The organism is Lancefieldella parvula DSM 20469 (assembly GCF_000024225.1).
GTDB classification, from domain to species: Bacteria; Actinomycetota; Coriobacteriia; order Coriobacteriales; family Atopobiaceae; genus Lancefieldella; species Lancefieldella parvula.
Genome location: NC_013203.1, coordinates 370,411 through 387,988, shown reverse-complemented (window position 1 = coordinate 387,988; position 17,578 = coordinate 370,411). Strand labels below are relative to the sequence as shown.

Sequence of the window (17,578 nt, the reverse complement as noted above, 5' to 3'; positions counted from 1 at the left end):
AATTCTAGCGGCGTTATACAATATTACCTGTGTGTTTTTTGACCGCTACCCAGGCGGTCATTTAATTGTTAGCAAGTTGAGCACAGTCTCAATCAGCTGCACGAGGATACCTAATTCGGGAGAGGAGTACCACTGAATGTATAAAATCCTCGAAAAGACTCAGTTCTCAGAGAAGGTTTTTAAGTTCCGCATCGAGGCACCACAGATGGCTAAGCATGCCCATGCTGGCCAGTTCCTAATGGTTCGCGCAAACGAGTGTGGTGAGCGCGTCCCATTTACCTTTGCGGATTGGAATCCTGAAGAGGGTTGGGTCGAATTCATCTTTATGGTAATTGGCAAGACTACCCAGATGCTTTCCACCTATGAGGTTGGTGACTCACTACAAGACGTCACTGGTCCTCTGGGTGAGCCTACCGAGATGGGCGAAGGCAAATGGGCAGTTATCGGCGGCGGCGTTGGCCTTGCTATCGCCTTCCCTGTTGCTCGTCAACTTGTAGCAGCTGGCCGTGAGGTTCACGCAATCATGGGCGCTCGTACCAAAGAGCTGCTGCTGCTTGAGGATCAGTTCCGTTCCATTTTGGACGACGATCACATCCACATCACCACAGACGATGGTTCTCTTGGTGAGAAGGGCGTTGTAACCGCACCTCTCGAGCGTCTTCTACAGGACAAGCAGGTTGACCGCGTATTCTGCGTTGGCCCAGTTCCTATGATGAAGTTCTCCACTCTCACTGCTGAGAAGTACAACACGCCTATCATCGCTTCTTTGAACCCAATCATGGTCGACGGTACTGGTATGTGCGGTTGCTGCCGTGTTGAAGTTGGTGGCGAGACCAAATTTGCTTGTGTTGACGGCCCTGATTTTGACGCAACCAAGGTTGACTGGAACGATCTTCGTGCGCGTCAGGCAGCCTACCTCACCGAGGAAGGTCAGTCCATTAAAGCTTACGAGGAGACGAGGTGCGCATGCCACAGGTAAACGGTCGCTACATTCCAAACGTCAAGGCACCTCGTACAGCTGACAACGAAGAGCCAGCTGCAGAGCGAGCACAAGACTTCCGCCCTGTCGACAAGGGCTTCACTAAAGAGATGGCAATTGCAGAGGCAAACCGCTGCTTGGATTGTAAGAATCCACTGTGTGTTCAGGGCTGCCCTGTAAACATCAACATTCCTCGTTTCATCGAGGCTATCCGTGCAGAGGAGTTTGGTCGCGGTCTTGACATCATCCGTGAGTCTTCTATGCTTCCTGCAGTTTGTGGTCGTGTTTGCCCACAGGAGAACCAGTGCGAGGGCGTCTGCATCATGGGTAAGCGCAGTGAACCAGTTGCTATTGGTCAGCTCGAGCGCTTCCTTGGCGATCAGCCTGAGCTTGCTTCCAAGCCAGCAATCGCACCAAAGAACGGCAAGAAGGTTGCAGTTGTAGGCTCCGGTCCTTCTGGTATTGCTTGCGCTGGCGAGCTTGCTCGTAACGGCTTTGACGTTACCGTTTTTGAGGCTTTCTTCACCGGCGGCGGTGTTCTTGTCTACGGTATTCCTGAGTTCCGTCTTCCAAAGGCTGTTGTTAAACGCGAGATTGACGGTCTCCAAGAGCTGGGCGTTAAATTTGAGTACAACTCTGTTGTCGGTCGTATCACCGATGCAGATGAGCTCTTTGAGCAGGGCTTTGACGCAATCTACATTGCAACTGGCGCTGGTCTTCCAAAGCTTCTCAACATCCCTGGCGAGAATCTGCCTAACGTCTTCTTTGCAAACGAGTACCTCACCCGTGTTAACCTTATGAAGGCTAACAAGTTCCCTGAGTACGATACTCCAACCAAGCACGGCAAAAACGTTGTTGTCTTTGGTGGAGGTAACGTTGCTATGGACGCTGTCCGTACTGCTAAGCGTCTTGGCGCTGAACGTGCAATTATTGCTTACCGTCGTACTGAGGACGAGATGCCTGCTCGTCGTGCAGAGCTTCACCACGCAAAGGCTGAGGGTGTTGAGGTACTTCCTCTTGTCTCTCCTCTTGAGTTCATCGCTGGCGAAGATGGCACAGTTTGCGCAGTTCGCGTTCAAAAGATGGAGCTCGGCGAACCTGACGCTGATGGACGTCGTCGTCCAGTACCTATCGAGGGCGCCATCGAGGACATTCCTTGCGATGTTGCAATTTCTGCAATCGGCACTAACGCTAACCCATTCGCAAAGATGATCGGTGACATTAAGCTCAACAAGTGGGGCTACATTGAGGCCGACGAAGAGGGCCGTACTTCCGATCCTCGCATCTGGGCTGGTGGCGACATCGTGACTGGTGCTGCAACCGTCATTCTGGCAATGGGCGCTGGTAAGATAGCAGCCGCTTCCATTACCAAACACATTGGTTAATTGACGGTTCCCACTCTAGATTCCCCGTTTTCATTACAATAAACATAAACCCCAGCTGTTAAAGCAGCTGGGGTTTTCTCATATTCTTCACCAGTAACATCTCTAATTGAGCGCAATTGAACTCAAAGACAGCTATCACAAACTTATTGAGCTCCTACTATTGTTTTATCTCCAAAAGCCCACTTGGAGTCATTTCAAATACGGCATCAAACTTTGATTGTTGTGCAACATTGAGATGATGAGTTACCTCAATCATGGTAACTCCGCTTAGACCAAGCAGGTTATTCTCGACCTCAGTAGCCATGCGTGTGTCCAATGCAGACGTAGCTTCATCAACAAGCAGTAACTTCTTTCCATACAGTAAGGCTCGCGCAATAGCAATCCTCTGTCTTTCACCTCCTGAGAAGCGCTTTCCGTTCTCTTCCACTGGAGTGTCAAGTCCTTTTGGAAGAGCCGCAACTACCTCTGAGAGGCCAGACTTTTTAATAGCTTCATCGATTTGCTCATTCGAATACGAACTTCCCAGCGTAATGTTATTTTTTAGCGTATCGTCAAACAAATACACATTCTGGTGAATCATTGCCGGATCACATGAAATATCTCTTGAACCGTCAATCAGAATGTCTCCGTCCTGAGGTTCTATCTGGCCTGAAATCAGTTTTAAAAGCGTACTCTTTCCACTCCCGCTTTTTCCAATAATCGCATACTTCCTCCCGGTCTTAAAACGCGCAGATATCTTAGACACTCCGGAAATTGAATCAGGGTATTTATAAGTAACATTTTTTAGCTCAATTTCACGCTCTACGTCATAGTGCCGTGCCTCGTTGTCGAACGAAGTTTCTTCATCGTCGCGTATAACCACCTTTAAAACCGGGTAGGCAGCCTTGACTTTTCCAAGCAATGAAGCAAATGTTGAAGCGGGCGTAATTACCTGACCTGACAGCTGTGTTACAGCCACAACACTACCAAGAGAAACAAATCCTTGCACCGCAAAAATACCTGTTATGCCCATAATAATAAATTGAGATGAAACCGAGATTGCTGTAACAAGCCCAGATATAAGAGCCGTAACTTCAGATAAATGTGCCTTCTTACCTTCCAACTGCTGCGCAACCATCAAGTGTCGGTTTGTAAAATTGCTTTCTTTATGAAATGACCTAATAACATCAATTCCAAGCGATATGTCACGAATCTGCCCGTTATACGAAACCGTATTTTTTACGATCTCCTCTTGGCAATGTGTAAGTTGTTTTGTAAACATTCCGGGAATGATTGTTGGAATTGCCATCACAAGTATCGAAATTACTGCCACTATTGGATTTATATACAAAAGTAAGAGACTCGCAATAGTAATTTCGCAGCATGAAGAAAATGCATCAAGCAGTCCGCCAAGCCAATCTTTTTCAATGGTATCCATATTCTGACTTAAAAGAGAAAGAAACTCAGCACTGTTCTCATTCATGTCTACAATATCATTTCTGCGCAAATAAGCCTTCACGGCAGAATTTCTCATCTTAATTACGGTGTCGCGAACCAGGCGGGCGCGCACATATCCCTGTAGCATAAGAAGGATGCCAGTTGCTATAGCATATATACAGCACAAACCTATAAATTTAAGTAACAGAGCAATATCTCCTGAAATAATGACTTCAGAAACCGTATTGAGAAGTGCACTCAGTAAAAAAGCCACACCGGCAACGACGCAAGAACTCATAATTTGTACTAATACAAAAATGATCACGTTTCGTTTACTGGCATTCTTTAAAAGATACTTTACGCTCATGTATCTCTCTCCTCTCTCTTTGACGAGTACATCATCTCGAAAGAGGAGGAGACCATCCATAACATCTCGTGACAATTCTTGTATTACCTCAAATGTTAAGTATCCATGCAAAGTATCAAAATAATGAGAATGACACGTAAAAACTTCGACTTTTGGTAATGAGAACTGTGAGCTGCCCTACTCACTGTCTTTGAGCGCTTAGGCTTAGTTTTAAGCGTCTAAGTTTAATTTTAAGCGCTTAGATTCTCTTCAACAAAAGCGCGTACCATTTCCGCATTATCATGTTGGCCGATAAGTTCCATATACGGAATAATCGTCTGCATTATTGAACGTGCCTTCTCAATATTTCCACTACGAAATTCAGATCGACCAATCAAATAAAAAATCACCGGTAAAAGTATCTGTTCATGACTTTCAATACTCAAATCTCTTGCCAGATACGCATGCTGAGCAGCTTCTTCAAACCTTCCCTCAAGGTCTAAACAGGAAGATATATTAACCTCAAGGTTGATACGGACAACCATAAAGTCATTGCTGCTCGATTGTTGATCAGAAAGGTTTCTTGCAAGTTCTTCTCCCACTCGAATAGCCTTAATACGGGCTTCCTTTTGTTGAAGCGCTACAACCATCAAACCAATTATTTCAGCTTCAATAGGAGATAAAAGTTCATGTCGAAAATCAGATAGGTCAATATGAGGCTTTGTAAGCTCCAAAGCCTCATATAATTTGACATATGAATCTTCGGGATCTTTATTCTGCTTAAGTTGTGCGGCTGCCTGTATAAGCAAAACTGACTGTCGCTCCAATGCATGAGATGCATCATTTTTATCCAAGCTCTCCAGCAAGGATAGGCCTTGTTGGATTTTACCTGTTTCTATAAGCAGACTTGCTCGTCTTGTAATCTCATTAAAGCTACGCTGGCAATCACTTTGATAAAAAACATCACAAAGCTGATAGGTACTCGCTCCAAGTCTGCTTAACAATGCGTCGAGAATTACCTTGGAGGGCATCTGGCGGCCATTTTCAATTCTTGAAAGAGAAACCGGAGAACAGATACCCTCTGCAAGCTGCTCCTGCGTCAATCCCTTACTATGACGAAGAGAATAAATGGTCTCTCCTAAAGAATTCCCTTTCAAATTTCATCCCGCCTTTAATTGTATTTGCCATCAAAATATGACAAAGACTACGAGAGCACAAACTCCCTGACGCGAGCAGCAATGCCCTCGGCATCCAAGCCAAAGTGTGAAAGTAGTACGTCACCAGGAGCGGAGGTGCCAAACGTGCGCATACCAGCAAAGCGCATAGGCGTTGGCAGCTGCTCAGCAAGAAGCTCAGCAACTGCAGCTCCAAGACCTGTTGCCACGTTATGCTCCTCAACAGTTACTACATGACGGGTCTTCTCGGCAGAAGCCAAAATAACTTCCTCGTCCAAAGGCTTAATGGAAAACACATCGATAACCTCGGCAGAAATCTTCTCCTCTGCCAGCAAGTCTGCTGCAGCAAGTGCTTGAGCAACCTCCACACCACAGGCAGCAATTGTGACATCTGTACCCTCTCGCAAGACATTTGCAAAAGGCAGACCGCCCTTGAAGGACTCGTCGTAAATATCGGCAACTTTGTGACGACCCATACGCACATAAAACGGGCCATCAGCCTCGGCAGCAAGCCTGAGCGCTGCCCTAGTAGCATTGTAATCTGCAGGAACAAGCACGCGCATCTGAGGCAGGGCACGCATCATGCCAATATCCTCAAGAGACTGGTGAGTAGCGCCGTCCTCTCCTACCGTAATACCTGCATGTGTTGGGCAGATCTTTACGTTAAGACCGGAATCACAGACGGTGTTTCTAATCTGATCATAGGCGCGACCGGTTGCAAACACAGCAAACGAGCCGGTAAACACAGTACGTCCTGTGAGCGAAAGTCCTGACGCAACGCCCACCATGTTTTGCTCGGCAATGCCCACGTCAACCATGCGCTGTGGGAAAGCTTTCTGGAGGTCAGCAAGTTTAGTGGAGCCAGCAAGGTCAGCATCAACGGCAATAATATCGTGACCCTCGTTAACCAGCTCAACAAGAGTCTGACCATATGCCTCACGAGTTGCTCTAGACATTGGCAACCTCCTTACCTTCACCCTGAAGATCAATCAAAAGAAGCTCTCTTGCTGCATCAAGTTCTTCTCGCGCAATGTCAGCTTGACCTGCCGAAGGAGCGTTTCCGTGCCAGGAAGCCTTGTCTTCCATAAACGAAACACCCTTGCCTTTGACAGTCTGGCAAATAACCACAGTAGGTGCGGTATTTCCTGCTTCGCGACCATCTCGTGCGGTGAGAAGGGCCTTGCGCACCGAGACGACCTCGTGACCGTTAACGCGCAGCACGTTCCAGCCAAAGGAACGGAACTTCTCGTCAATATCACCAAGAGAGCACACGTCGGTTACGTGGCCGTCAATCTGCAAGTTGTTGAGGTCCACAATGGCAATGAGATTATCCAGCTTCTGGTGAGCAGCAAACATGCATGCCTCCCAGTTAGAGCCCTCCTGCAGCTCGCCGTCGCCCAGAAGGACAAAAACCTTCTTGGCACGCTCGCCGCTTGCCAGAGCGTCCATAGAAAGACCCAGAGCACATCCTGCGGCTACTGAGAGTCCTTGGCCAAGAGAACCGGAGCAAACTTCAATGCCAGGACATGCGTGACAGTCTGGATGACCCTGCAAGCGACTGCCAAGCTGGCGAAGGGTAACCATATCCTCGTCATGAAGCCAGTCAAGCAAGTGGTACGCAGCATACAACACAGGAGCTACGTGACCCTTAGACAGGAAGAATCTGTCCTCGGTGTGGTCCTCTGGGTTATTGTGGTTGTACTTCATCACTCCCGAGAAAAACAGTGTAGCCACAATATCTGCCGCACTCAGTGAGCCGCCGGGATGTCCTGACTTACTCTTCTCAAGCATGTCAATAACATCACGTCTTAGCGTATTAGCCGCTAACTTGAGCTCGTCATCAGTGAGATTGCGCTCGGGTAATGCAGATGTTCCCATTCTCATCCTCTCAAACAGGTGTCTAAATGGTTCTAACACAGTAGCCAAACAGACACCCAAATCAATACTTAAAATAAGTACGCCCAACCTAGGCCGGGCGTACTTCATCACTATTATTGCTGAGCCTTAACCTTTTCCCAGTCAGCCTCAAAAGATTTAAGACCGGCATCGGTCAAAGGATGCTTCAAACACTTCTTCAGAGCGCCAAATGGAACGGTTGCAATATCAGCACCAAGCAGAGCTGCCTGAGTTACGTGGTTTGGTGTACGAACAGAAGCAGTAATAATCTCTACGGTGTGGTCAACGTTTTTATCCCATGCGTAGTTCTCAATGCATGAAACTACGGTTGCAAGCTGCTCAATGCCGTCCTCACCAATATCATCAAAACGACCAACAAATGGTGAAATATAACGAGCACCTGCATTTGCAGCAAGAAGGGCCTGAGGTGCCGAGAAGATCAACGTCATATTGACACGGATTCCCTCAGAAGCAAGTTGATGAGTAGCAGCAAGGCTCTCGGCACAAATAGGAAGCTTAACAACAATATTTGGAGCAAGAGAAGCCAGGTGACGGCCTTCCTCAATCATGCCCTCAGTTGTTGTTGCCGTAGATTCTGCAGAAACAGGAAGACCTTCGCAGAGCTGGGCAATCTTAACCATATGAGATTCAAAGTCAGCTAGCTTACCACCAATCTTTGCATACAGTGATGGGTTAGTAGTAACGCCTGCCAAGCAGCCCCAGCTTAAAGCCTCAGAAATCTCATCGATATCCGCAGTGTCAATAAAGAACTTCATGTGTAATCCTTCCCTGTACAAACTTAAACGAGTTTGGAAACGTACGTCGTACTAAGAAAGAGCTAATCACATTGTACAGATTCTTATGTACCGTCTGTGGTGAGAAACCCAAAACAAGTGCAAAAAGACCGTTTACCCTTCAAACACCTTATCAATTTTGCTGCGAACGTATGTGGAAGCAAAGACAAGATCTTCTTTCCAGTTCTCGTTTCCGGTGTACCACATCTCTGCAACAAAACGTCTAACACCCTGAGGAACAAGCTGTGACAGAGCGCCCTCATAGTCAGTGGTACCCGTAGAGAATGGAATCTCACGATAAGCGCCAGCAACAGTCTCTTTTAGGTGAGCTGCCAAGATATGACCTGCACCAAGAGCAATATCATCAGCAACAGTATTGCCGTAAATAAACGATGCATTGGTAAGATTGCCAGCGTCGGGATAAACACCAAGGTAAGGGCTCTTGATAAGGTTTACGTAGTGCATGGCCTTCTCGACCGTATCCATAAAAGGAGTTTCCATGGTCTCAAAGCCCATAACAATACCCGCCTTAGCAGCCATTTCTACAGCCTTAGCCAGGTTCTCCTCAAAATACTTGCGCGTATCCTCTGCACCGTCCTCGTAGTACACATCATAGCCAGCAAGCTGAATGGTGTGAAGTCCCAAGTCACCCGCAAGATCAAGTGCCTTCTGCATAATCTCAAGACTACGCTCACGAGTTGCCTGATCACGAGAACCAAAAGGGTACTTACGATGACCAGAAAGGCACATAGAGCCCAGGCGAACACCAGAGTTTACCATTGCCTGACAAACTGCTGCACGCTCCTCACCGCTCCATTCAAGGCGAGAAAGACGAGCGTCAGACTCATCAACGGAGATCTCAACATAATCAAAGCCAGACTCTCCTGCTATGCTGAGGCGCTCTTCCCAAGAAAGATCAGTTGGAGTGGCCTTCTCATAAAGTCCTAGCTGATACTTGGACATATCTTCTCCTTTTAAAAACAGACGGCCTTATAAAAGACCGCCTGACTGAAACAAATTCTACTCACTGAACAGGCTTTAATGATTACCCTGTCCGTAGTAGGCATTTGGACCATGCTTGCGCATGTAGTGCTTGTCCTGAAGGTACTGTGGTGCCTCCTGAACTTTAGGGTTATTGAGCTCGGTGAGTGTTGCCATCTTAGCAACCTCCTCGATGACTACAGCGTGGTACACAGCAGCCATGGCATCTTTACCCCAAGAGAAAGGACCGTGGTTGTGAAGGAGCGTTCCAGGAACCGCAATTGGATCCAAGTTAGCAAAGCCCTCAACAATAACGTTTCCGGTCTCAAGCTCATATGCACTCTCTACCTCGCCCTTAGTTAGGCTGCGCACGCAAGGAATATCTCCATAGAAATAATCTGCGTGTGTGGTGCCATAGCAAGGAATAGAGCGTCCAGCCTGTGCCCAAGAAACAGCGTGGGTTGAGTGAGTGTGAACAATTCCGCCGATCTTATCGCCCCATGCACGATACAAACAAGCATGAGTTGGAGTATCGGAAGATGGGTTCAACTCACCCTCAACAACATTGCCATCAAGATCACAGACAACCAAGTTCTCCGGGCTGAGCTCCTCATAAGAAACACCCGATGGCTTGATAACAAACAGACCACGTTCACGATCAAGTCCAGAAGCATTACCCCAGGTAAAAACTACCAGGCCATGCTTTGGCAGATCCATATTTGCTTCATATACTTCATCACGAAGCTCTTTAAGCATCATAAAGACTGCTCCTTAGAGAACACTGCGGAATGGAACGTTTGGCTCGTGATCGAAGCAATCATGGAAGCCACGGTCATGATGGTAAGCAAAGCGGTCCTTATCCTGTGGATAGGTGTAGTGGCCGCCAACCTCCCAGAAGAATGGGTGGAACTTGTAGTCAAGACGATCCTTGCGCATGTCCCAAAGAACCTTGATCTCCTGGACGTCTGCCTGGAAGTTTGTCCAAACATCGTGATGAATTGGGATAACAACCTTGGACTGAAGGGCCTCAGCCATGCGGAGCATATCGGTTGCTTCCATCTTGTCCTGGATACCAATTGGGTTGCAACCATAAGCGCCAAAGCAGACGTCTACGCCACCAAACTCCTTAGCGATGTCTTTGCCGTGCTTAGCAAAGTAAATGGAGTAGTGAGAGTCACCAGAGTGATAGATGTTTCCACCAGGGGTGACAAAGAGATAGTTAACTGCCTTTTCATCCATGTCCATTGGGCACTTACCCCAGAGGTCAGGGCGGTTCTCAGAAGTATCAGTAGTGGTAACAATGATAGTGCGGTCAAAGGAATCGTATGCAACGATCTCCATGTCCTTAATCTTGACACGGTCACCAGGCTTAACAACAATACACTGCTCGCGTGGAACACCCCAGCCAACCCAAATGTCAACTGCATCCTTAGGACCAATAAATGGAACAGGAATCTCTTTGCCATTCTCGTCAGTGGTAGTCATGTTGTTGTTAACAACATGAGCTGCAAGCTCCTTGGACATGTGATCCTGGTGAATGTGAGTTACCACAACAGCGTCAAGGTTCTTGATAGCAAATGGATCAATAACAAATGGAACGTTACGAAGATTTGGCTGCATCTTACGAACGCCCGCCATGTTTGCCATCTGGTGACCAGGCTTCATGAGACCGTCACCGTGAGTACGCTTACCATTGCCTGCCCAGAAATCAACAGCAACGTTTGCTCCACCAGGAGTCTTAAACCAAATACCAACGCAGCCGAGCCACCACATTTCAACCTGGCCTGGCTCTACTACGGCATTATCAATCTCTTCGTTAAGCCACGTTCCCCACTCAGGGAAGGTACTCATAATCCAACTGTCGCGTGTGACGTCTTTCAAATCTGCCATTACGCGCTCCTTTCTAAAAACATAGACTAGTACTTGGTGTATGTGCAGGTAGTTTGAGAGGTGCTCAGGACTTCGCCTGCATGCTCAGAAGCTCATCCTGAGCACTCTCTACAAAACGCAGCTTTACTCCACTACTTTGTAGAGAGCTAGCTGGTCTGTCTCACGATATGCAGCAACAATGTAATTGCTGCCGTCATGCTTATACACCATGCAGTTTGCCGGCCCAAGGTCATGGTCGATAACGTCTACGGTGTACTGACCGTCAACGTATCTAACAAGTAACAAATCGCGACCATCTTTGCGGTTACCAATAACCGCGCACTTCTCGCCATTAAGGTCTGCTGCCCAAAGCGCATGAAGGAAGCTGCGTTTCTGTGGGTCACACCAAACCTGCTCGTAGCGATCGCGAGTCTGTCCTTCGTGCCAAATTGCCAGCGTATCACCATGGAACTTGGAGAAAGTAAGAATCTCCAGCTTGCCGTCGCCGTCAAAGTCTGTTGCAACAATGTCGCTTGTTGGCTGAACCAGAAGGCAAGTGACATCCCAAGAACCCTCGGGGGTTGTTGGTGGCACATATCTAAACACGCCTGCGGCGGTTGAGATCAAAGCGTACGATTTATCAGGTGCAGTCCAGAAACCATGGTTCTGAACTTGATAGTTAGCAACACAAGTCAGCTTAAGCTGGTTGTCTACCGTGTACTGCTCAAGGTTATCGCTTAAAGGAGCAGCCCAAACAGCACCTGGAGTGCGCCAATCATCCTTGACGCCCGTCTCAGCTCCACCCTTGATAGAGCAAGCAAGAACCCAAAGCTGACCGTCGGCAGCCTTTAGGATGCCAAAACGGTGAACATAGGGAAGATCGCAGAGAATCTGCTCAGACCACGAACCATCTGCTTGCTTGGTATAGGATGCAATTGCCGCGTCATCTCCACCAAAGTTTGGCGAGAAGAACTTGCGGGTTGCAAGGAACTGATCTTTCCTGCCAGGGACCTGTGTAATGGTCATGACACCACCAGGGCCTGGAACAACAGTCTCCAGCGGCTCACCGTCAAGCGTAAAACGACGGATTGGACCGTCCTTCTCGACAGCAGCTAAAAAGCTTGGTGTATCTTCTCCCTCAAACATACCAAGCGCATAGCACTTAGGCATCTCGGCAAGAATTTTCTTTTCAAAAGTCATTAAAGTGCTCGATTCCTGAGAAACATAAACTATGCGGAAAACTTCTCTGCAGCACCGGTTTCCTTAAGCTTCTCCTCCATCTCTGCGTCAGAAAGAACATTGCGCAGACCAATGACGGTGACGCCAGCCTTAGCAGCATCGTCGTACATGTTCAGGAAGTTAAGAGGTGCAAAAACGATGTCATACTGACGAGCGGAGCTTACGCCCTCAGAAAGTGCGCAGTGATGAATCTTATCGACGCCCATGTTGAGCTTCTGAGTAACGCGCTCAGCGGTCATTTTCATCATCAGAGAAGTACCTGCGCCGTTTGCACATGCGACCAAAATCTTTGCGTTCATATTGACTCCTTCGATCAAACAAACTGATTACGGACACATTTTGTATATACCCATTTGAGCGCCACGCGGATTGCCTTTAGGGCAAATACTGCACCAAACAATGTGCCGAGTATTACTAATAACCCTGAGCAGATGGGGGTCTGCTCAGGGTAGGAAGAAAGAGGGCTACTTACTTTCCGCACTAGCTGCGGCGGCCTTCTGTGCACGAATTTCCTTGCACTTCTGATAATCCTCAACCTCCATAAAGTACGTGTCTTTATTTGCACGGTACTGGAGCTGTGGAATTGCGATAAGAGCAATAACAACAATTGCGAGACCTGCGTAGGACAGGAACTTCATGACACCGGTCATGATTGGCCAGACAACTGCCCAGTCCCACATGCCAAGGTATCCACCGTATGCAGCCATGCCAACCCAGCCAGCGATAAGAGCTGAACCGAAGACCTGGAGAAGACCAGAGATGAAAGGCATGATAAGAACTGCGCGGAGACCACCCTTGTTGTTTGCATAAACGCCGATGGTAGCGTTATCGAAGAACAATGGAACAAAGCCTGCAATAACAACAACTGGAGACTTGAGAAGCAGCAGAGCTGCAATTGCCAGGAACTGGCCAGCTGCACCCATGAGGAAGCCAAGAGTAACTGCGTTTGGAGAACCAAAACCGTAGGTAACTGCGCAGTCGACACCTGGGACGGAACCCTTAAGAAGCTTGTTAGAAATACCCTGGAAAGAGTTGGTGAGCTCGGTAACAAAGGTACGAACACCAAGCTGCAGGATAGAAAGGTAAACAGCAAACTGGAAGGAAGTGGTCATGATGTAGAAGAAGAAATCCTGACCTGGCTTCATGAACTTGTTTTCAAGCAAGAAATCCTGACCAAGAACAGCAAGAATAACACCAAAGAATGCTGTCATAAGAATTGCAGTTGCAACGAGATTCTCATTGAAAATCTTCAGAAAACCTGGAAGCTCAATATCCTCGATGCGCTTAGACTCCTTCTTAGAGTGCTTAGCAAGCCACTCGGAAGCCTTAGATGCACAATAAACACCAAACATCTGCTGATGAGCAATGGTAAGGCCAGCGCCATCAGTAAGATCCTGAGTAGGTCCAATACAAAGGTTAGAACCAACTGCCCAGTAAAGACCAAGAAGAATAGTCATGACTGCAAGGATAGCAACGTCGTTAAGCTGTGGGAAGCAGAAGAGGATGAGCCAAAATGCAGTTGCTGCCTGTTGAACCTGGACATGACCAGTAGTAAAGATTGCACGAAGCTTAGTCTGCTTCTTAAAAGCAACCAGAACAATGTTCAGAATAAAAGCGAAGAGCAGCAGAAGCATAACAGAGGAGAAAGAACGACCTGCAATAAATGCAGGCGCATCAGCTGCCTCCATGCCTGCCTGTACGGCGTTCTGGCCAAAGTATGGGTCAATGACCATTGCAGAAAGGTTGAAACGAGCTTCAAGTCCAACGAGAACTGGACGGAATGCAGTTACCAGACCACCAGAACCAACCAAGAGAATCTGATAACCAATGACTGCCTTAAGGAAACCAGCGAGTACGTCGTACCACTTCTTCTTAAGAAGAATGTAGCCAATAGCAACAATCAAACCGATGAAATAGGCTGGCTGAGTCAAGAAGTTACTCGCAAACCATTTCCAAATACCAAGAACGATATCCATTGATACCCCTTTCAAAGGGTCCTACATACTTACCTTCTGCAGCCCACACTACAAAAGGAAATCCTCAATACTGTGTACACAAAAACGTACACAACAACATGCTTACTCAGAGATAAGCTTGTCAATCTCCAAGAGCTCTTCTGGAGATTGAATATTCTTTAGGCGCTCAAGAACCTCTTGATTCATAAGTACCTGAACGAGCATCTGCATATTCTTAAGGTGTGCTTCTTGATCGGTTGCGCTCAGAGTAAAGAAGGTCTTAACCTGCTTCTCTTCATCGCCATCCTCAAAATTAACGGGAACATCGGAGTGCATAAAACCAATAGCAGTCTTACCATTAGAGCCAATGCGAGCAGTAGAATGTGGCATTGCAACGTTTGGAACGATAACAATGTAAGGACCATACTTTTTTATACACTCGATAATATCGTCTGCATACTCTGGATTAACTGTTCCATCAGCCTCCAGTGGTTTGCAGCACTCTCTAATTGACTCTTCCCAAGTCATAGGGGTTTTTACGAATGCATAATGATTCTGCTCATAAATATCGCGAAGTAACATGCGATTCACTCCTCTCCAGTAGACTACTGTGAATCTTCTTCTTATGTTGGACTATAGCAAGACCACACAAGAACACGTTGCTTAATGAGAAAAACCTGAATGTTCTGAACACTTCAACAATTAGATAAATAATTTATATGACATTTGACTTGCTATATTACAAATTTCCCTATTTGTTGAACGTTTAGAACGTTTTACCAATCGAATCGATAATGTCAGTATAGCTAAAGTTGGGAGTTAATCAATACTTATTTATGCTCACTTTAGAGATTTACGTCATAAAAACCGTTGACCGTTAAAAAATATCCGTTTAAGTATTCAAAACGTTCATCATGTAGGGTAAGATACACTAAGGTTCGCCGAAAAGCTTCTGTGCAATTGTTCATGAACCATTCAAAAGATACTAACAATTTGTACGATGTTTTTCGCGAAACTGAATTAGTTAAAAGTCTTATATAATATATTGTTACATAAGACTCCTAGCTGTAGAAATGGTGACGTCAAATCACAGCAAACTGTTCTTTTTCACGAGCTTCTTATGAGCTCCATACGAGTTTCTCACGAGCAGTCGAGTTTCTCGCTAACGTGTACTTGAAAAGTTTGCAACTATTTCTATAGGTTTACCAGCAGTTTGAGTTCTATTGGGGGATTCATGGCCACAAGTCGTTCATTTGTAACATCACGCAGAAGTTCTATCATGAGTCTTCTTGAACAATACCGCCAAGTTTCCGTAAGCGATCTTGCTGATAGGTTCGAAGTTTCTTCACTTACTATCCGTCGCGATCTTGATGAACTTGAAGCTCAAGGTCTCATTTCTCGAAGCTATGGCATGGCTACGTTGCTTGACCCACTCTCTACGGGCCTCAGTTCTAACCAAGTGACCGCAAAGTTCAAGCTTGCCCAAGCTGCGGCAAAACTAATTAAAGATGGCGATACGGTCTTCATTAATACCAGCTCAACTGCCATTAAAGTTCTGGAATTTATTACTGCTGAGAACATCACAATTGTTACCAATAACGGGAGCGTCCTGGCAGCTGACTATCCCCCATCAATGACCGTTTTAGTTACAGGTGGAGAAGTTCGACCAGCTAAGAAGTCTATGACCGGCGATTTTGCGCTTGCTTCAATCAACCAGATTCGCGCCGCAAAGTGTATTTTGGGTTGCTCGGGAATTTCTGCTGAACGTGGTCTTACCACACTGGTTTCAAACGAGATGCGTGTAAACTCGCTCATGCTTAAGCACTCTGAACAGCACATCGTTTTAGCCGATTCCAGTAAGCTGGGTGTTAACTCCAGCTTCCAATATGGATCTCCTTCCGATATCGACGTGCTTATGACAGACGATTCTGCGTCAATCTCGCAGGTAACGGCTCTTGAAGCTGCCGGTGTTCGCAAGGTTGTCCGCGTGAGCCTGTAGAATCTTCGCATCTAAAAGTAAAAAGTAGCGGGTTACGGACGACAAGTGACGGCAAGCAGCGGAATTTTGCTCTAGAAGCTGGCTTCAGCTGATGCTGGCTGTCATTCCTCTTGTTCAAAAGATGAAACATCAAAACTTTAACTATCATGATATGAAAATACTCATCTATATGAATATTCATATAAGTTAATTCATTTTCATGCATAATTTTTTTAGAGGCTCATTTTTACGTTTTAAAAAACACAGCAATGTCACTTATTCTGCAAAATTTCCCCTCAAAAGCCTTATTTTAGGCAGAATATCGTCATTTGCTGTGTTTTTTAGGTCTGTAAGTTATGTTTTCGGCCCTGTATATACAGATTATCCGACTTTGCTGTGGTCGGGCTTCTCAGATTCGCGCAATTTAGCCGTTTTACTGTGAAACAGTATGGTCCAGTGCAGCTCAACATATCTTACGCCGTCTTTTACCCTAGACTAATTAAACGCTATCCAATACAAAAAGCCCCGCTAACTGGCGGGGCTTTAAATCATGCGCAAAAGTAAACTCCAGATGAGAAAAGCTATCCTTACTCTTCCTCAAGAGCAGCAGCAATCTCGTCAGTAATGTTCATAGTGCTATAGACGTTCTGGACGTCATCAAGCTCGTCAAGCTTATCGATAAGGCGCTGAACCTTCTTTGCATCAGAAACAGAAACATCAGTTGGGGTAGTAGGAACCATGGTGAGCTCGGAACCCTTAACCTCAATGCCCTGAGCCTCAAGACCCTTCTGGACGTCCTGCATCTTGTCATATGCAGTCCAAACAATCCACTGATCACCAGCATCCTCGTAATCGTTTCCGCCAGCCTCAGCAACTGCCATCATGAACTCGTCCTCATCGACAGCGTTCTCGCGGTCAGCAACCTTCTTATCCTCGGAGACAATGACCTTGTCAACTGCAATGGAACCCTTGCGCTCAAACTGGAACGCAACGGAACCAGCGGTACCAAGGTTGCCGCCAGAGTGGGTAAATGCGGAGCGAACGTCTGCTGCGGTACGGTTCTTATTATCGGTCAGGCAATCAACGTAAACTGCGACGCCTGCAGGACCGTATCCCTCGTAAACAATCTCCTCGTAAACGGCAGCATCAGCACCAGCACCAAATGCCTTATCAATAGCGGCCTGAATCTTTGCGTTAGGCATGGAAACCATGCGAGCACGGGCAACAGCGGCAGACAAGCTAGCGTTGTTGTCCGGATTTGGGTCGCCACCCATTTTTGCAGCAACAGTAATGTTGCGGGAAAGCTTAGAGAACAGCGAAGAACGCTTAGCGTCAATAGCTGCTTTCTTGTGCTTAGTTGTGGCCCACTTAGAGTGTCCGGACATTGCACTCTCCTTCTTTAGAGGTTCGAAAACCTAATTATCACATTAGCCCCTATACGTTACACGAAATCAAGGGGCGAGAAAAGACTTATTTTGCAGATATGAAGACTTATACAAGCCATACGTCGAGAAACCTGGTCTTCTCGTAAGACGCATGTAAAGACACTTGGAGTAGCTACGCAT

16 protein-coding genes are annotated in these 17,578 nt (G+C 46.7%); 3 read left to right on the top strand and 13 right to left on the bottom strand.

The window, feature by feature from the left end:
• The first annotated feature begins 136 nt into the window (after positions 1-136).
• Together APAR_RS01745 and gltA are read left to right on the top strand one after the other, a co-directional pair.
• Complete coding sequence (locus APAR_RS01745) at positions 137-979, top strand: sulfide/dihydroorotate dehydrogenase-like FAD/NAD-binding protein (RefSeq protein WP_012808427.1); 843 nt, start codon at positions 137-139, stop codon at positions 977-979.
• Complete coding sequence (gene gltA, locus APAR_RS01740; RefSeq protein ID WP_041654164.1) at positions 967-2,364, top strand: NADPH-dependent glutamate synthase; 1,398 nt, start codon at positions 967-969, stop codon at positions 2,362-2,364. Before APAR_RS01745 ends, gltA begins: the two co-directional genes overlap by 13 nt.
• A 157-nt stretch (positions 2,365-2,521) precedes the next feature.
• Here gltA and APAR_RS01735 read toward each other — a convergent pair whose 3' ends face one another.
• The 12 genes from APAR_RS01735 to APAR_RS01680 all read right to left on the bottom strand — a co-directional run bounded on the left by APAR_RS01735 (position 2,522) and on the right by APAR_RS01680 (position 14,617).
• The gene (locus APAR_RS01735; RefSeq protein WP_012808425.1) at positions 2,522-4,147 is read right to left on the bottom strand and encodes an ABC transporter ATP-binding protein; all 1,626 of its coding nucleotides are present in this window, start codon (positions 4,145-4,147) and stop codon (positions 2,522-2,524) included.
• Positions 4,148-4,377: 230 nt separating this feature from the next.
• Entirely contained in the window at positions 4,378-5,283 is a 906-nt protein-coding gene (locus APAR_RS01730) for a helix-turn-helix domain-containing protein (RefSeq protein WP_012808424.1), read from the bottom strand.
• Positions 5,284-5,330: 47 nt separating this feature from the next.
• Positions 5,331-6,257 (bottom strand): transketolase family protein, encoded by a 927-nt coding sequence (locus APAR_RS01725; RefSeq protein ID WP_012808423.1) that lies wholly within the window; start codon positions 6,255-6,257, stop codon positions 5,331-5,333.
• Complete coding sequence (locus APAR_RS01720; protein ID WP_012808422.1) at positions 6,250-7,179, bottom strand: transketolase; 930 nt, start codon at positions 7,177-7,179, stop codon at positions 6,250-6,252. Before APAR_RS01720 ends, APAR_RS01725 begins: the two co-directional genes overlap by 8 nt.
• Before the next feature lie 113 nt (positions 7,180-7,292).
• Entirely contained in the window at positions 7,293-7,973 is a 681-nt protein-coding gene (locus APAR_RS01715) for a transaldolase family protein (RefSeq protein ID WP_012808421.1), read from the bottom strand.
• Between the two features lie 132 nt (positions 7,974-8,105).
• Positions 8,106-8,954: an L-ribulose-5-phosphate 3-epimerase gene (locus tag APAR_RS01710; RefSeq protein WP_012808420.1), complete on the bottom strand. Its 849-nt coding sequence runs from the start codon at positions 8,952-8,954 to the stop codon at positions 8,106-8,108.
• Positions 8,955-9,029: 75 nt separating this feature from the next.
• Positions 9,030-9,731, bottom strand: coding sequence for an L-ribulose-5-phosphate 4-epimerase (locus APAR_RS01705; protein ID WP_012808419.1), 702 nt, complete (start codon positions 9,729-9,731; stop codon positions 9,030-9,032).
• 12 nt (positions 9,732-9,743) lie between these two features.
• Positions 9,744-10,862: an L-ascorbate 6-phosphate lactonase gene (gene ulaG / locus APAR_RS01700; RefSeq protein WP_012808418.1), complete on the bottom strand. Its 1,119-nt coding sequence runs from the start codon at positions 10,860-10,862 to the stop codon at positions 9,744-9,746.
• Positions 10,863-10,985: 123 nt separating this feature from the next.
• Entirely contained in the window at positions 10,986-12,041 is a 1,056-nt protein-coding gene (locus APAR_RS01695; RefSeq protein WP_012808417.1) for a VCBS repeat-containing protein, read from the bottom strand.
• A 29-nt stretch (positions 12,042-12,070) separates the two neighbouring features.
• On the bottom strand, positions 12,071-12,379 hold the full coding sequence (locus APAR_RS01690) for a PTS sugar transporter subunit IIB (protein WP_012808416.1): 309 nt from the start codon (positions 12,377-12,379) through the stop codon (positions 12,071-12,073).
• Between the two features lie 165 nt (positions 12,380-12,544).
• Positions 12,545-14,056, bottom strand: a complete 1,512-nt coding sequence (locus APAR_RS01685; RefSeq protein ID WP_012808415.1) for a PTS ascorbate transporter subunit IIC — start codon at positions 14,054-14,056, stop codon at positions 12,545-12,547.
• Between the two features lie 102 nt (positions 14,057-14,158).
• Complete coding sequence (locus tag APAR_RS01680; RefSeq protein WP_012808414.1) at positions 14,159-14,617, bottom strand: PTS sugar transporter subunit IIA; 459 nt, start codon at positions 14,615-14,617, stop codon at positions 14,159-14,161.
• 652 nt (positions 14,618-15,269) lie between these two features.
• Between APAR_RS01680 and APAR_RS01675 the strand changes: the two genes are divergently transcribed.
• Entirely contained in the window at positions 15,270-16,034 is a 765-nt protein-coding gene (locus tag APAR_RS01675; protein ID WP_012808413.1) for a DeoR/GlpR family DNA-binding transcription regulator, read from the top strand.
• 566 nt (positions 16,035-16,600) lie between these two features.
• Here APAR_RS01675 and APAR_RS01670 read toward each other — a convergent pair.
• Positions 16,601-17,398: a YebC/PmpR family DNA-binding transcriptional regulator gene (locus APAR_RS01670; protein WP_012808412.1), complete on the bottom strand. Its 798-nt coding sequence runs from the start codon at positions 17,396-17,398 to the stop codon at positions 16,601-16,603.
• Between the last annotated feature and the right edge of the window lie 180 nt (positions 17,399-17,578).

Bases quoted from the DNA above. Each gene is read 5' to 3' on its own strand.
- APAR_RS01735 (WP_012808425.1), bottom strand. From the start codon at position 4,147: ATGAGCGTAAAGTATCTTTTAAAGAATGCCAGTAAACGAAACGTGATC.
- APAR_RS01725 (WP_012808423.1), bottom strand. From the start codon at position 6,257: ATGTCTAGAGCAACTCGTGAGGCATATGGTCAGACTCTTGTTGAGCTG.
- APAR_RS01685 (WP_012808415.1), bottom strand. From the start codon at position 14,056: ATGGATATCGTTCTTGGTATTTGGAAATGGTTTGCGAGTAACTTCTTG.
- APAR_RS01720 (WP_012808422.1), bottom strand. From the start codon at position 7,179: ATGGGAACATCTGCATTACCCGAGCGCAATCTCACTGATGACGAGCTC.
- APAR_RS01710 (WP_012808420.1), bottom strand. From the start codon at position 8,954: ATGTCCAAGTATCAGCTAGGACTTTATGAGAAGGCCACTCCAACTGAT.
- APAR_RS01715 (WP_012808421.1), bottom strand. From the start codon at position 7,973: ATGAAGTTCTTTATTGACACTGCGGATATCGATGAGATTTCTGAGGCT.
- APAR_RS01680 (WP_012808414.1), bottom strand. From the start codon at position 14,617: ATGTTACTTCGCGATATTTATGAGCAGAATCATTATGCATTCGTAAAA.
- APAR_RS01705 (WP_012808419.1), bottom strand. From the start codon at position 9,731: ATGATGCTTAAAGAGCTTCGTGATGAAGTATATGAAGCAAATATGGAT.
- APAR_RS01690 (WP_012808416.1), bottom strand. From the start codon at position 12,379: ATGAACGCAAAGATTTTGGTCGCATGTGCAAACGGCGCAGGTACTTCT.
- gltA (WP_041654164.1), top strand. From the start codon at position 967: ATGCCACAGGTAAACGGTCGCTACATTCCAAACGTCAAGGCACCTCGT.
- APAR_RS01670 (WP_012808412.1), bottom strand. From the start codon at position 17,398: ATGTCCGGACACTCTAAGTGGGCCACAACTAAGCACAAGAAAGCAGCT.
- ulaG (WP_012808418.1), bottom strand. From the start codon at position 10,862: ATGGCAGATTTGAAAGACGTCACACGCGACAGTTGGATTATGAGTACC.
- APAR_RS01695 (WP_012808417.1), bottom strand. From the start codon at position 12,041: ATGACTTTTGAAAAGAAAATTCTTGCCGAGATGCCTAAGTGCTATGCG.
- APAR_RS01675 (WP_012808413.1), top strand. From the start codon at position 15,270: ATGGCCACAAGTCGTTCATTTGTAACATCACGCAGAAGTTCTATCATG.
- APAR_RS01745 (WP_012808427.1), top strand. From the start codon at position 137: ATGTATAAAATCCTCGAAAAGACTCAGTTCTCAGAGAAGGTTTTTAAG.